The organism is Marinifilum breve (assembly GCF_003202155.1).
Lineage (GTDB): Bacteria > Bacteroidota > Bacteroidia > Bacteroidales > Marinifilaceae > Marinifilum > Marinifilum breve.
Genome location: NZ_QFLI01000010.1, coordinates 213,081 through 228,077 on the forward strand (window position 1 = coordinate 213,081; position 14,997 = coordinate 228,077).

Below are 14,997 nucleotides of genomic sequence, written 5' to 3' on the forward strand. Positions count from 1 at the left end.
TAATATCAATAACTTATTAAAAATTACAGAAATGAAGAAGATTTTCGTATTCTGCATGCTTGCATTTGGTATTTCAATTGTTGCAAGTGCACAGCAAACAGCTTTAACTTCCGATGGAAAAGTTGTGATTCTTTACGACAATGGAACCTGGACCTATGCCGATGTAAAACTTCCAAATACAAACACCAAGGAAGTTCAAAAGAAAGATGGAACCGTTGCTGTGCCAACAAATGTATCTGTTGTAGATAATTCTCCTATTAGTTTGAAAGAAGGCACAGTTGAGAAAATGGCATTTATTGAAGGTCCAAGTAAAAAACTTTCGAAATATTTTAAGCATAAAAATATTGTTCGTTGCGATTTTACCTTAACATCGAAAGATGGAAAAGCTATATTGAAAACCGAATGGAAAGTCATGAATGGTGAAGCCTATTCATATTTTGGTTTCATTAATAAGGAAAGTATGATTAGCCTGGAATTAATAGGTGGCAAAAAAATAGATTTGCTTTATACTAAAGATTTTGAGCCTAAAGAATATGAGAAATACGGGTTTTCTACCTACTCAGCAGAATTGGAATTAAACGAAGAACAAATTCGTTTGCTTAGAAACTCTATTGTTTATAAAGCGCATATGACCTGGAGCAGAAGAACAGAAGAATATAAGGTTGTAGCACCTTCTTATTTTGTCAAATCATTACCTCAAATCCTTAAATAATGAAAAACCTACTGCTTGTTGCGATACTTCTTTTTTGTGGTATCAACCTGGTTGATGCACAAATTAGAATGAAAACTCCAGAAGGAAAGTATGTCCTGTTATTTAATAATGGTACGTGGAAATACGAGGAAAAAATAAAACTGGAAGAGATAAAAGACATTGTGCCACTTAACTCTAAAGAAGAGGTGGCAAAAGAAATTAATTTGAAGGATGCTCTTCTTGAAAAGCAAGTTGTAATTAAAGGGGAGAGTGTCAAAATTGCCAAGTTTAAGGATGACTTGAATACTGTAAAGTGTGATTTTCAAATCGTATCAAAGGACAATAAGGTGGTTTTAAAAACCAATTGGAAGCTAATGGATGAAGAAGGATTTCGATTTTTTGGTTTTATTACAAAAAAATCATTTCTCTCATTTGAACTTTCTAATGGTGAGATTGTTATTTTACATTACAAAGACTCTTTTGAACCTAAAGAGTATATCAAATACGGATTCACAACCTATTCGGCAGAATTGGAGTTAAGTCATGATCAAATTACGAAGTTACAGACGGGATATATTCTGAATTCAAGTATGAAGTGGACAAGGAGAACAGAAACATACAATGTTATCAATCCAGATTACTTTATAAAGGAGCTTCCTAAGATTTTAAAATAGTAGATTGGCTAAGAATAAATGAAAAACGCAAAGATTAAATGTCTTTGCGTTTTTTGTATGTAATGCTTTTTAATCCTCTTCGATTTGCAATTCTCCCCATTCAGAGACAATTTTATTCAGAATTACCATCAAATCATCGTAATGATCTGCGCGAAGCATATCGATACGAGTTTGCTTGAAATTGTACAAACCTTTAAACATGCCTGCCATATGTCTGCGCATGTGTAAGATTCCTCTTCTTTCATCGATCCAGTCAATAGCAGCATCAATTTGTTCTTTTAACATATCAACCTGTTGAGCCACAGTTGCCGGAGGAAGTAATTGCCCAGTTTTAAGATAGTGTTTCACATCTCTAAAAATCCAAGGTTTACCTACTGCAGCACGCCCAATCATTATGGCATCAACACCATACTTATCGAAAGCCTCTTTGGCCTTTACGGGATTGGTAATGTCACCATTTCCAATAATTGGAATGTGCATTCTTGGATTGTTTTTAACCTCTCCAATTAAGGTCCAATCAGCTTCGCCTTTATACATCTGGCAACGAGTTCTTCCGTGAATGGTAAGGCCGGCAATTCCAACATCCTGAAGCTGCTCTGCAAGCTCAACAATAATTTTTGAATCAGCATCCCAACCCAATCTGGTTTTAACCGTTACCGGGATATCTACCGCCTTTACAACTTCTTCTGTTATTTTTAAAAGCTGTGGTACGTTTCGCAGCATTCCTGATCCTGCACCTTTGCCAGCAACTTTTCTTACCGGACAACCAAAGTTCAAATCAAGAAAATCAGGTTTGGCTTCCTCAACAATTTTAGCAGCTTCAACCATTGGATCAACCTCTTTTCCGTAAATCTGAATGGCTACAGGGCGCTCTTCTTCCAGTATGGTAAGCTTTTTCATGGTTCTGTTTACCGATCGAATCAATGCATCCGATGAGATAAACTCAGTATACATTAAATCGGCACCATAACGCTTACACAAAACTCTAAATGGAGGATTGGTAACATCTTCCATTGGAGCCAATAAAACTGGCTGTTTTCCTAAATCCAAATTTCCTATCTTCACTTCAGCTTCTTTTTTTTCGGTAAAAATCAGTGCACAAAGATATAATAAAGTCTTGAACAGTCTAATAGTCGAATTTTCAAGCGATCGTTTACATCATTTGTTTCTTATGTAATAATTGATTTGATAATTGTCTTTTGTTGCTATTTTTGTGTTTCAACCTAAAAAAAGAATCATGTTAAAAGGATCCTTGAGTCATCATAGCCCATTTACTCACCTACTAATTAGTTTAATTGCAGTAGTGGTATCATTCCTGTTAGCCATGTTTGTAGGCACTGTATTGGCATTGATATTTTTCGATATTAACATCTTTACAGATTTGCAAGCAATAGATATTAATAGTGACACTGTAAATCTATCGGTTTTAAAATTTTACCAATCTGTTTATTCAATTGGGATGTTTATAATTCCTCCTTTTATTGTTGCTTTTTTGGTTAGTAAGAAAGTTCGAGAATACTTGTTTTTAGCAGAAGGTACCAATATTTCAAAAGTGCTGTTGGCTACCTTTATTATCATTTTTTCATTGCCCATGATTAACCTTTTGGCACAGGTGAATTCCCATTTAAGTTTACCTGAATTCATGTCGGGAATTGAAAACTGGATGATTGATAATGAAGAACGGGCAAAAGTTGTAACCGAGAAGTTTTTGGTGATGAATTCTACTTCTGACCTACTGGTAAACCTTGTGGTTATTGCATTAATACCAGCTATTGGAGAAGAACTTTTGTTTCGCGGAGTTTTACAAGGCATTTTTGGAAAACTTACAAATAATATCCATTGGGGAATTATCATTACAGCATTCTTATTTGCAGCACTTCACATGCAATTTTACGGATTATTGCCGCGTATGGCAATGGGAATCCTTTTCGGATATTTACTAATCTGGTCGAGAAGTTTATGGGTGCCAATAATTGCACACCTGGTAAATAACGGCATGGCTGTTATTACGAAGTATTATATAAGTAAAGGTGATATTCCGGAAGAAATGGAAACCATAGGAGCCAACGAGAATTATTGGTTTACAGGTCTAGTTTCTGTGGCAATTGTTCTACTGTTGTTACGAGTTTTCAGAAGCATCTGTAAAAGGAAGGCTTAGAGAAGCTTTCTTGGCCTGTTTAACTTGTTCTAACTTTTCACGTTCCCCTTTTCGCCAAACATATACAACACCGTATTCTGAACATTTTGCGCGTTTCTCTTCATCCGTTAACGATCCAAACTTTTTCTCAACCTGATTCCAAAGATCAAGAATTAGTTTATCAGCATCTTCTCTAAATTCGGAAACTTTTTCGGAGAAGCGATGGGTGTTATTCTGAAGTGTTTTTTGGTAATTGAATGCTTGTTTAAAGTTTTCGCAATTCACACGTACCAAAGCAATGGAAGGACTGTAAATTGGGTTTCCACCCATTCTTGTTCTTTCCTGCTCACCTTTAACCAATTTTTCTCCCCATTCAATTACTTTCGAATCTTTTAATAGGGATGGAGTTGCTTTCGAATTTTTCCGAATGCCATAAAATTCACGTGCCTCAGGTTTCAATTCACCACGAATGATACAAAAGTTTAAAACTTGTATAAAATGAGATACATACAAGCGAGCTTTTCTCAATTTCTCGTTGTACTCTTTGCTTTTACTCGATTGTTGACTTAATGCTTGCCTGTGATTTCTTATTGCAAGCTCATAATGAGGTAAAAAGGTTTCAATTCTTTGGTATAATGAGTATGAAAAAGCCAAGTCAAAACGATTGATTCTCATGCTAATACTTAAGGCAGCTTTAAGGGCACGTACTCGTGCCGAGTCGGTATTTGGTAATCGGCGGTAAGGCATTAATTAAATTGGTTTAAGCAATGTTGGTATTGTGATTTGCGAATATACAAAAAATATGCGTTTCTATTTTACCGTTCGCAGTATTAATCTAAATTTTATATCATACAATAATGAAGATTACATGATAATTATACTACATTTGATTGGTCAATAAATAAAAATTATGAAACACACATTAATTCTATTACTTGTTCTAATTTCAACAAAGCTATTACTTGCTCAAAACGATACGATTGTTTACTATAAGAATCATGCACCTACTCCTTCTAAGAATGGAGCGGATCATATGGTGGTATTTCAAAAAAAGAATGAAAAGAAATCTATTCTAATGGCTTATGAGCTTCACAATGAAAAGTGGAAGCATGAAAAAACAGAGATCATCAAACGAATGAAAGATGGACATTATAGTATTAGTAGTGGAACAAGCAATTTTACCAGAGCCTATAAAAAGGTAAATGGAGGTTATTATGTAGAAGAATATAATAGTAATGACAAAATCAGTAAAAAGGGTTTAAGTAAAACAATGTTTCCCTTGCATAGAATTGGACAGTGGCAAAAGATTTTTGACGATAGGGTAGTGGGTATGGATATATTTAATGAAGAATTAATGACCTTATCATATACCATTTATCATGGCAGGAAACTTCCGAATAATATTTATGCAAATGCCGATACCATTGCCGAATATAAAGGGGGAGATAAGCAGTTTGCAATGGATTTGGCACGTAATGTTGAATATCCAAGAATATGCCAGGAAAATGGAATTACGGGTTGTGTTTTGGTTTTATTTGCCATTGATGAACTAGGTAAGCCAACAGATATTCGAATTTTGAGAAAAGTAGATCCTTATCTTGATCAGGCCGCACTTGATGCCATTAAAAAATGTAATAAATGGAAACCTGCAATAAAGAATGGAAAGCCGATAAAGCTCTATAGTGTGGCGCCAATCAACTTTGAGTTGCGATAAAAAACACCAATTTAAAAGAATATTAGAGGAGGAATAAGATTTAATAATTTCAGCTATATATTTCCTCATATTCCTCTTCTGGTAATCTTAATCTTTCTTCTCTGCCTTTTTCAATATAGTCTTCAACATCTGCCCAGTCAATGTCATTAGCATTATCATTTTCATTCAATTCTGCTAATTCGCCAAGTTCAAAGAGCGGTTCAATTCCTGCTTTGTTCATAATATCCTTCAGTAAACTTCCCTCTTCGGGAGGATTTGTCATGAAAGACTCAAGAGAGTCGAAATGCCAATAAGTGATATCTTTCTTTTGTAATCCCGAAAACTCTTTTAAAGCTTTTCCTTCAGGAGTAGAATTGTGCGTGAGAAACAGAAATGTTCTAATGATTATCTTCTCTTCAATTATATCAGCTACAAAATATCCTATTTTAATGTGTTGATAGTAAACACTTAAGTAAATTTTATTGCAGTATACTTTGCCTATACAGAAATTCCGAAAAACAAGAGTCATATATAGCCTGCAAAACATTAAGGTAAGAGGTTTTGTTCTTTCTTCAAACCTTCTAATGGCATGTGATTGTATGTACACATCCAATTCCTTTTTGTCTCCTTTATAAATATCTTTTATTTTTTCACCAGCTATTTTTAGGTACCATATATTGCCATCTGCAATAGGCCACCCAAATTTTACAATAGGTCTTCTTTTTCCATCTATGAGGATATTTCTTTTTATAGGTCGGTGATGCTTAACCCTTACGATGTGAAATACTCCAGAACTAGGGTAAGTTTTATTAACAACAGATGTTTTAATACTAAACATATCATGACCTATTCCATTCAGCATTGCAAGTATTTGGTCATACATTTCATTGTGAAGTATTTCAGGGCGCTTTTGCGCATCGTATGCATCAACCAATGGTTTAAAACCCGATTTAATAGAATTGAGTAATGGACTTTCGTCCTCGTTACGCAGATATACCTTAAGGCAGCCAATAATGTATAAATCGTCAATAGAGATTTTTTCCTTGCCCTTTATTAATTCTATACTCTTTCTATTTCTTTGCGATTTGAATATTTTATATAACATTTTAGCCAGATTTTTATCAATTGGCTCTCCTTTATCTATTCGTGGCTGCGTTAAATGTAGCCTTGTAAGGAACATTAAAGCTCTAATTTTCTTTGTTAATAGTTTGCAGGCATCCTTACAGCCAGCTATCTCCGATAATTCTTCAAATCGTTTCGAAAAATCATTTAAACCTCCCAGTTTTATTCGCCCTTCTTTTGAACCAGAAAATTGATTATTCTTTTTTTTTCTTTTCTTGATTTTTTTGCGTGGCATAGTGTGTAGGTTTTGTTAGCTACCTATAAATTTATCATAGTTTGTCGATAAATTCAAGTGGTGTTTAATAAAATCTAAAAATAATTAGGTAGTCTGTGCCACGACAAGCACGACTATCGAAACTAAGTAATACAAAATTCACCGACTTCGTAAAGATTTGGAATTAACAGGAATATAATGTGGATTGTAATAGGGTATTACATTTTATTATCCACATATAAATGTATGGTAATAAAAACAAAAGAAATAATGAAAAAGAAAGTGATAATTAAATTAATACTATAAAATAAAAGAAAAAGTAATAATAAATAATGCACCAAATATAGAATACATGAAAAAGTAAATAGAATACTAATTAATATAAAAATAAGTATTAACTTTTATAAGGAATTATAATTGATCTTATCAGATAAGTGAAAAAACTGCATATTATGGAAAAGATTTTATCAAAAATCGATCACAAAATAATGAGTACGCTTTGCAATGATATTATTTGTATCAAATTGAATTCAGTTTTGAAGGAGGATATTTACTTCATGAGTAAATTAAGTGCAATAAAAGAATTAACTGAGAAATTGATAGATAAAACAAATGAAGAGTGGAGAACAAAGCGCGTTCGGAAATTTGATAACATCAGAAATACCGATTTAAGAGCCATTTTTTATTTGGTAGAGGCTTATTCATATAGGCGTGAAGATGATAAAAAGCAAAGCGCTCTGAAGCTGAAGGAAATTCTAGACCGGTTTGGACTTCAGATCATCAAAAAATCATATGTCGACAAATCAAGTTCAACACGGGCATTGCTTGCACAGCTCAAGAGTGAGAAGCTTAAATACGACAGGGAGCAAATTGCTGATCTCGATCAATTGATCTCAAATTTGGAACAATCTCAGCAAGACTATTACAACGCCTTGTCTCTTCAGTTGGAAGATGATTTAAAAAGAAAGAATTCTAAGCCTGCCCATATTCTTTCAATAGAACTAAGAAAATTGATTAACGAAGAATTTGCACCTTATATCCATGCCATGAAATTAGCAAACAAGGAAGCATATGTTTATCACTCAAAAAAGCTGTCAACCATTATCAAAAGCTATAATGCAGAAGTAAGAAATCATCAAAATTATCTGAAGCGCAAAAAGCAGTCTCACCTGGCAAGCATATAATTCCATCTTATCCACATCTCACACAATTCTACGGTACAGATTAAAATAATCTGGCATTATTTTGCTAATTAAATTCCTCAAATCGTGGTTGTTTTGATTTTTATTTAGAATAAAAATAAATTAACAGATAAATATGTTAAGATGTTTTCATTTTAAATTTATGTTTTCCGTATCCCAAAAGTAAAATTGGATCTATGATCAACATATGAAACATCCATATTATGATGTTGATTAAATTTTAAAGAAGTCATGTTATATGTCTTGTTTAATCAAGCTTTGGTGATTTTAAAATGCAAAAATATTCAAGTAAACGGATATAAAAACATGATGAATGAAAAAAAAGCACCAAAAAAAAATTATCGTATAATAAAATTATTGATACAACTCAATTTACTTGCTTGTATTTTATAGGTATTACCATTAAATAACATGAAAATTTTAATTATGTGATTAAAATACACTAATTTCAATATTGATTATGGGTTAATTAAGTAAAAAATATCCTTTGATTGACTAATAATTATTAAAAGTCTCATGGAAGAATTGAATGATGAATTTGCTGGGGAGTTAGAGACCAGATTGAAATATATGACGATAGACTAACGAATCTATATTATATCAATAAACATCTATTTTATTAATTCATTAAAAATTCACTTATGGATACATTTATTTCTTTTATCGCCCTATGGCCCTTAAATTGGGCTCCTAAGTATTGGGCTAATTGTTGGGGAGGGAAACTTACCGTTAGCGAAAACGCAAGTCTATTTTCCTTAATTGGAATCACCTATGGCGGAGATGGTAGAATCAACTTTAACTTACCGGATTTTAGGGGACGTGTTCCTCTTGGATATGGGCAGGGAAGAGGACTTAGCCCTTACCAAATGGGTTGGTTTGGAGGTTATGAACAAGTAGGCCTCATTCAAAACCAGATGCCGCAGCACACACATATCGCAGCACTCACTTCGCTTGGTATTGAGTTTAAAGCAAGTGATGTGGCAGGAACGGAGAGTACTCCGGGTACAAATAACGCTCACACACTAGCTGCAACTAAAGATGGATTCAATCCTGGTGATACATTGTACAATTCTGAAACTCCAACAGTAGACCTTAATGGGGTTAGCATTAAAGGTGGTGGTGTATCAGTCCAAGATACAGGAGGCAGTTTGCCACACGAAAACCGCCAACCATACCTGGTAACCAATTACATTATGAGCTTGCAGGGTATTTACCCAACCAGAGATTAAAATATCACGAGATTGGGCATTTTTTGCCTAATCTCTTTTTTCCTAAAACATTCTATACATATGCAGCGAAACATTAAGATAGGATTTCTTGTTCCGTATTCCTCGATCTACCCCCAAATGATTCCCAGCCTAATTAGTGGCTTTTATTCCGCAGTTCCAGAAAAGTACCATTCTCTATTCCAGGTTATACCGGAATACGTAGGCCAGGGTGGCGAAAAGCAGGTTGTTGATGCCGCCAATAAACTTCTTAATTTTCATCAAGTGGACATTCTTTCCGGATTAATTAGTTATTTGGTTCTGCCAACCTTAATTCCAAGCATTGAAAAAAGAAAAAGGTTGGGATTCTTCTTCGATCTTGGAGAATACATTCCCTACACTCATCATCTGTCCGATAGTATTTTTGTAAACAGCTTTCAGATGTGGCAATCGGAATTTGCACTGGGATACTGGGCACACAAACAATTTGGCGAAAAAGGTACAGTAATTATGCCAATATACGATGGTGGATACCATTTGCAATCGGCCTTTCGACAAGGTGCTGTTATGGCCGGAGCAGACAATCTTGACATACAGGTTTTAAAGTACCATCCTGAAAATTGTAATGCAGAACAAATACAATCGGTATTGGATAAAGTGAAAAGTCAAAATCCTTCCTTTGTTCATGCTCTGTTCTGTGGAACCGAAGCAGAAGAGTTCTTTAACGAATATCACAAAGCCGAATTAAATAAGGCAATTCCATTGATCACCACTGCACACATGGCATCGGAAGAAATATTGAAAGAGGTAAGCAATTTGAGTTTGAATTTTTACTCTGCCTCTATGTGGAACTACAATTCTATTGAAGAACTCAACCTGACATTTAAAAAGAGAGTTTCTGATTTTGCAGGACAAAAAGCTGATCTGTTCACGCTTTTGGGGTACGAAATGGGTCTACTGTTCGAGCAATTAATACCTGAATTCAATCGGAGAGATTGGACAGAAATCAAAAAACGTTTCAAAACTGAAAATATAAAAGGTCCAAGGGGCACTCGCTCTTTTTTCCTCAACTCAGAGTATGCTACACCACTTATTGACATTGAGAAAATCAATGTAAGCCATAAAAAAATCAACAAAATAACCATTGAACAAGGCAAAGCCATGCAGTACGATCATAACACCTACGAAAGCATTCACAAAGAGAATGTGAGTGGGTGGCTAAATCCCTACTTGTGTGTTTAAACCCATTTAATCATTATCCTAAGTAAGTCCTTTAAAAACGATCACTATGAACAAATTTTACATTTTCAACACTGATAATAAACACAGTATTGAGCCTAAACAATTTTTAAGGCATTCCAAGTTTTGTGTAGATCTCAACCGCTTGATATTGATATTATTTCTTTTAATTAGCATACTGCTCATTAATGGAAATCCTGCTTTTTCTCAATGTACAATTTCTCCTACAAGCGAGGATGGTAGTCAAGCAAGTTTATCGACTATGGGGAATAGCTTTACTGCTTGCCAGAATGGTGTACTTGACAAAATTAGAGTACTTAGTTTCACGAACACTACAAATTCATCATCGCTAACAATTTATGCTGGCGATGGAGTAGATGGTACAGTATTAGGCACAAAATCCTCAATTAGTTTGAATAAAGCTTTAACTGGATACGGTGATTGGGCAGAAATCGATCTGTCTTCATTAAATATTTCTGTTGTTAATGGAAACAAATATACTTTCTATTTTACTACTGATGTACAAATATATTATTGTAATGATAACGTTCCGGGTGGAAATATGTATCAGGATCAAGGTAGTGGCACTGTATCATTAGGATCAAAAGACCTCCGTTTTGAGGTGGATATTGTTGGACCAATAAATGCTGATCCAACAATTTCAGTTGATAACAGCACCTTATCGTATACTGAAAACAATGCTGCAACATTAATTGATGCAACAGCATCGGTAAATGATGCAGATGGCGATGCCGATTGGAATGGAGGAGGTTTGACTGTTCAGGTAACGGCAAACTCTGATAGTGCAGACGAAATTAGTATTAGTGATACCGATGGAGATGGTACGGCAATTACCATAAGTGGAACCAATTTACTAGCCAATGGAACTGACATAGGTGATTTAACTACCAGTGGTGGAGTTGTAACAGGTGGTACAATGTTATCAATTGTCTTTGATTCCGATGCTACCAATGCAAATGTTCAGGAGGTACTTCAATCGCTTCGATATCGAAATACATCTGATGACCCCGGAACTGTTAATAAAACCATTACAATAAATGCCACCGATAAAAATGCTGCGAATTCTTCGGATACCAGAACTATAAGCATAATAGCTGTAAACGATGAACCTGTTCTAATTAGTACAGGTCTAAATCCAACCTTCACCGAAGGAGAAAGCGCAGTAAGTCTATTCCAAAGTACCTCAGCATCTACAGTTGAGAGCGGACAAACATTCTCTGATTTTACGATGACCGTAAGCAATGTAAATAATGGATCAAATGAAAGATTAAATGTAGATGGAACTACTATTGTACTTACTAATGGCACATCTGGTACAACTACTGGAAATTCAATTAGTTACAATGTGTCTGTATCAGGAACTATCGCAACAGTAAATTTTAGTGGTGGTACATTAAGTACTTTATCATTACAAACACTTATAGATGCAATAAGCTACCAAAACAATAGCAATAGTCCATATACAGCAAATCGTACAGTTACTATTACAAGCATAAAAGATAGTGGAGGGACTGCAAACAGTGGAGATGATACTGCTGCACTTTCAGTTAATTCTACTGTTACAGTCGTGGCAGTTAATGATAAGCCAACTGGTGCCAATTTTACTGCCAACTCTATTTACAAAGGAACATCCTATGTTTTTTCGACCTCAGATTTTGGCTTTACGGACATTGATGGCGATATTATGACCAAGATTGCAGTAAATCTGGTTCCTCATGAGGGTATTTTGTATGTTGATGCAGACAATGGCGATGATTATGACGCTGGAGAAGAGTTATCGAACGCAGACAATGTTACCAAGGCTGATTTGGATAACGGGAACCTGCAATATTACAATAATACAGGAATCAATAGTTACTTTGAATTTGCTGTGTACGATGGTACAGCCTACAGCGCTTCCACCTACACTGCAACACTAAATATTATAGCTTTTCCAGCCGTAACAACCCAGGCCGTTTCTTCCATTACCGCAACAACAGCAACCGGAAATGGAAACATTAATGATCTTGGGATTCCTAATCCTACAGCTCATGGTGTATGTTGGAGTACTTCGGAAAATCCTACAACTGCAGACAGTAAGGATGATAAGGGGGCGGCTTCGGTAACGGGTGCTTTTACTTGCGACATTACCGGCTTATCCGCGGGAACCACCTACTATGCCAGGGCTTTTGCTACGAACGATGCAGGTACGGTTTACGGTAGCCAGGTTAGTTTTAAAACCAATAATCCTCCAACTGTTGTCAATCGTACCTTCACTGATATTCACAAGGGAAATGTATATCCTAACATAGGTAATATTGCCCTTGATTATACTGATGAAGATGGAGATAGCGATTACCTTCGAAAAATTCGTATATCGGCTTTACCTGGAAATGGAACCTTGTTTTTGGACCCGGATAATAATAATATAATTGATCCTGGTGAAGCAATTGTGCTTAATCAACTGGTTTCCCGGGATCATCTAAATTGGGGATGGTTGAAATATCTGAATACGGATGGTGTCAGTTCCAGTTTTACCTATGAAGCGAGTGATGGCACTGATTACAGTAATACTGCTACCGTTAGCTTAAATGTAAAGGCTACTCCAAGGGTTACGTTTACAAACATTGCCCAAACCATTAGTGAGGCAACCGAAACGATAACAATCACCGTTCAATTGTCAGAGGCAATTAATTATGCACAGGTAACCGTACCCTTTACTGTGGATCCTGCCAGCACGGCAACCGATGGTGGTGTGGATTATTCCATTACAGGAAGTCCGATTAAAATTCTTGCAGGGGAGACATCCAACACTTTCAATATAACAATTAATAATGATGGTTTGGATGAACCGGATGAAACGGTGATTGTGAATATGGGGGAGCCTACCAATGCAATTCAAGGTGCAACCTCTACTTTTACAGCAAATATAATTGATAATGATCTTGCCCCAACTGTTAGCTTTAGCACTGAAAATTCAGAAAGATCGGAATCAATTAGCAGTACCGATCTACAAGTTAATCTTTCTGCAGCAAGTGGTTATCCTGTTAGTGTAGATTATGTGGTTCAGGGGACAAGTACTGCTACAGGATCAGGTACTGATTATACTTTAGCCAATGGAACATTAAGTTTTGCAGAAGGCGAAACCAGTAAAAATATTAGTATCACAGATATCATTGATGATACATTAGATGAGGAAGATGAAACGATTGAAGTTGTCTTAACCAATCCCAATAATGCAAGTTTAGGAACAAAACAAACTCATACATACACTATTTTAGATAATGATGATCCCCCAACGGTAAGTTTTACTACTGAATCGCAGGTAAGCTCAAATGAATCAGGAACCATGCAAATTACCGCAGAATTATCCGCAATAAGTGGAAGAGATGTAAGTGTAGATTTTTCAGTAAATGAAACAAGTACAGCATCTGGAGGAGGGATAGATTATAGCATTGAAAATAGCCCTCTAAATTTTGCAGCAGGAAGCACATCGGCTGATATTACGATTACCATATCAATGGATATGCTGGATGAATCAGATGAAAGCGTGATAGTAGATATGGTGAATATAACCAATGCAACCCAGGGAGCAATTCAATCTCACACAGTAAGTATCAAGGACGATGATCACACCCCAGTGATTACCGCAAACCAAACTTTCGATGTTGATGAAAATAAAGATAACAATGCAGTTATCGGAACAGTTTTGGCTTCTGATGAAGATGCTGGAACTTCTTTTTCACAATGGTTAATTGTTGGTGGCAATGATGATGGCATTTTTGCGATTAATACGACATCTGGAGAAATTAGTATTGCAGACAACACCAATCTTGATTTTGAGCAAACGGAATCATATACACTTTCTATAACAGTAAGTGATGGCGTAAATACTAGTCTGGCGGAAAATGTTAGGATCGATATCAATGATTTGAATGATAACACTCCCGTTATTGCATCAAATCAAACTTTCGATGTTGATGAAAACAAAGATAACAATGCAGTTGTTGGAACAGTTTTGGTGTCTGATGAAGATGCTGGAACTTCTTTTTCGCAATGGTTAATTGTTAGTGGCAATGATGATGGTGTTTTTGCGATTAATACGACATCCGGAGAAATCAGTATTGCAGACAACACGAATCTTGATTTTGAACAAACAGAATCATATACACTTTCTATAACAGTAAGTGATGGCGTAAATACGAGTCTGGCTGAGAATATTAGGATTGACATCAATGATTTAAATGACAATATTCCAGTTGTTACTGCAAATCAAACTTTCAATGTAGATGAAAACAAAGCTAATAATACAATTATTGGAACAGTAATGGCTACAGATAATGACGCCGGTACAAGTTTCTCTACTTGGAAAATTACAGCTGGAAACACAGATGGTATATTTGAGCTTAACGCTTCTTCCGGAGAAATCAGTATTGCAGACAATACGAATCTGGATTATGAAACCACAACCAGCTATACATTAAGCTTAACGGTAAGCGATGGAACAAATATTTCTGCCTCAGAAACCATAAATGTTGATGTGAATCCAATAAATGATATTGCTCCAATCATTACCTGTTGTCAAGTGTTTGATGTTGTTGAAAATGTGGATAATAATACCCGAATAGGGAAAGTTTCAGCTTCAGACGCCGATGCTGGAGATGATGATTTCTATACTGATTGGGTAATAGTTGCAGGAAATGAGGATGGTATATTTAAAATTGATGAAAATTCAGGTGAAATAACAATTCTGGATAATACCTATTTGGATTATGAACGAAATGGGAGTCATAACCTAACTTTAACGGTAAGTGACGGGT

11 protein-coding genes are annotated in these 14,997 nt (G+C 35.4%); 8 read left to right on the forward strand and 3 right to left on the reverse strand.

All coding sequences use genetic code 11. From position 1 onward, the window contains the following. The first annotated feature begins 31 nt into the window (after nt 1-31). Nucleotides 32-712: a hypothetical protein gene (locus DF185_RS19195; protein ID WP_133250091.1), complete on the forward strand. Its 681-nt coding sequence runs from the start codon at nt 32-34 to the stop codon at nt 710-712. Next, entirely contained in the window at nt 712-1,365 is a 654-nt protein-coding gene (locus DF185_RS19200; protein ID WP_110362658.1) for a hypothetical protein, read from the forward strand. The genes DF185_RS19195 and DF185_RS19200 overlap by 1 nt, the downstream gene beginning before the upstream one ends. 69 nt (nt 1,366-1,434) lie before the next feature. Here the strand turns inward: DF185_RS19200 and dusB are convergent, their stop codons facing one another. Next, nucleotides 1,435-2,430, reverse strand: coding sequence for a tRNA dihydrouridine synthase DusB (gene dusB / locus DF185_RS19205; protein ID WP_110362660.1), 996 nt, complete (start codon nt 2,428-2,430; stop codon nt 1,435-1,437). Between the two features lie 172 nt (nt 2,431-2,602). Between dusB and DF185_RS19210 the strand changes: the two genes are divergently transcribed. After that, on the forward strand, nt 2,603-3,523 hold the full coding sequence (locus DF185_RS19210) for a CPBP family intramembrane glutamic endopeptidase (protein WP_110362662.1): 921 nt from the start codon (nt 2,603-2,605) through the stop codon (nt 3,521-3,523). On the opposite strand, the gene DF185_RS19215 is transcribed toward DF185_RS19210, so the two are convergent. Then, complete coding sequence (locus tag DF185_RS19215; protein WP_110362664.1) at nt 3,485-4,249, reverse strand: hypothetical protein; 765 nt, start codon at nt 4,247-4,249, stop codon at nt 3,485-3,487. The two genes, DF185_RS19210 and DF185_RS19215, sit on opposite strands and share 39 nt — an antisense overlap. 163 nt (nt 4,250-4,412) lie before the next feature. On the opposite strand from DF185_RS19215, the gene DF185_RS19220 reads away from it, so the two are divergent. Continuing rightward, nucleotides 4,413-5,216 carry an energy transducer TonB gene (locus DF185_RS19220; RefSeq protein ID WP_110362666.1) on the forward strand — a complete coding sequence of 268 codons (804 nt, stop codon included), beginning with the start codon at nt 4,413-4,415 and terminating at the stop codon, nt 5,214-5,216. A gap of 49 nt (nt 5,217-5,265) precedes the next feature. Here DF185_RS19220 and DF185_RS19225 read toward each other — a convergent pair whose 3' ends face one another. Next, nucleotides 5,266-6,552: a hypothetical protein gene (locus DF185_RS19225; RefSeq protein WP_110362668.1), complete on the reverse strand. Its 1,287-nt coding sequence runs from the start codon at nt 6,550-6,552 to the stop codon at nt 5,266-5,268. A gap of 431 nt (nt 6,553-6,983) precedes the next feature. On the opposite strand from DF185_RS19225, the gene DF185_RS19230 reads away from it, so the two are divergent. The 4 genes from DF185_RS19230 to DF185_RS19245 form a co-directional block, all read left to right on the forward strand. After that, on the forward strand, nt 6,984-7,715 hold the full coding sequence (locus tag DF185_RS19230; RefSeq protein WP_110362670.1) for a DUF6261 family protein: 732 nt from the start codon (nt 6,984-6,986) through the stop codon (nt 7,713-7,715). 659 nt (nt 7,716-8,374) lie between these two features. Further along, nucleotides 8,375-8,962, forward strand: coding sequence for a phage tail protein (locus DF185_RS19235; protein WP_110362672.1), 588 nt, complete (start codon nt 8,375-8,377; stop codon nt 8,960-8,962). A gap of 60 nt (nt 8,963-9,022) precedes the next feature. After that, complete coding sequence (locus DF185_RS19240) at nt 9,023-10,180, forward strand: ABC transporter substrate-binding protein (RefSeq protein WP_110362674.1); 1,158 nt, start codon at nt 9,023-9,025, stop codon at nt 10,178-10,180. A gap of 46 nt (nt 10,181-10,226) precedes the next feature. After that, a partial coding sequence (locus DF185_RS19245) for a cadherin domain-containing protein (RefSeq protein WP_207784702.1) occupies nt 10,227-14,997 on the forward strand: 4,771 nt, incomplete at its 3' end.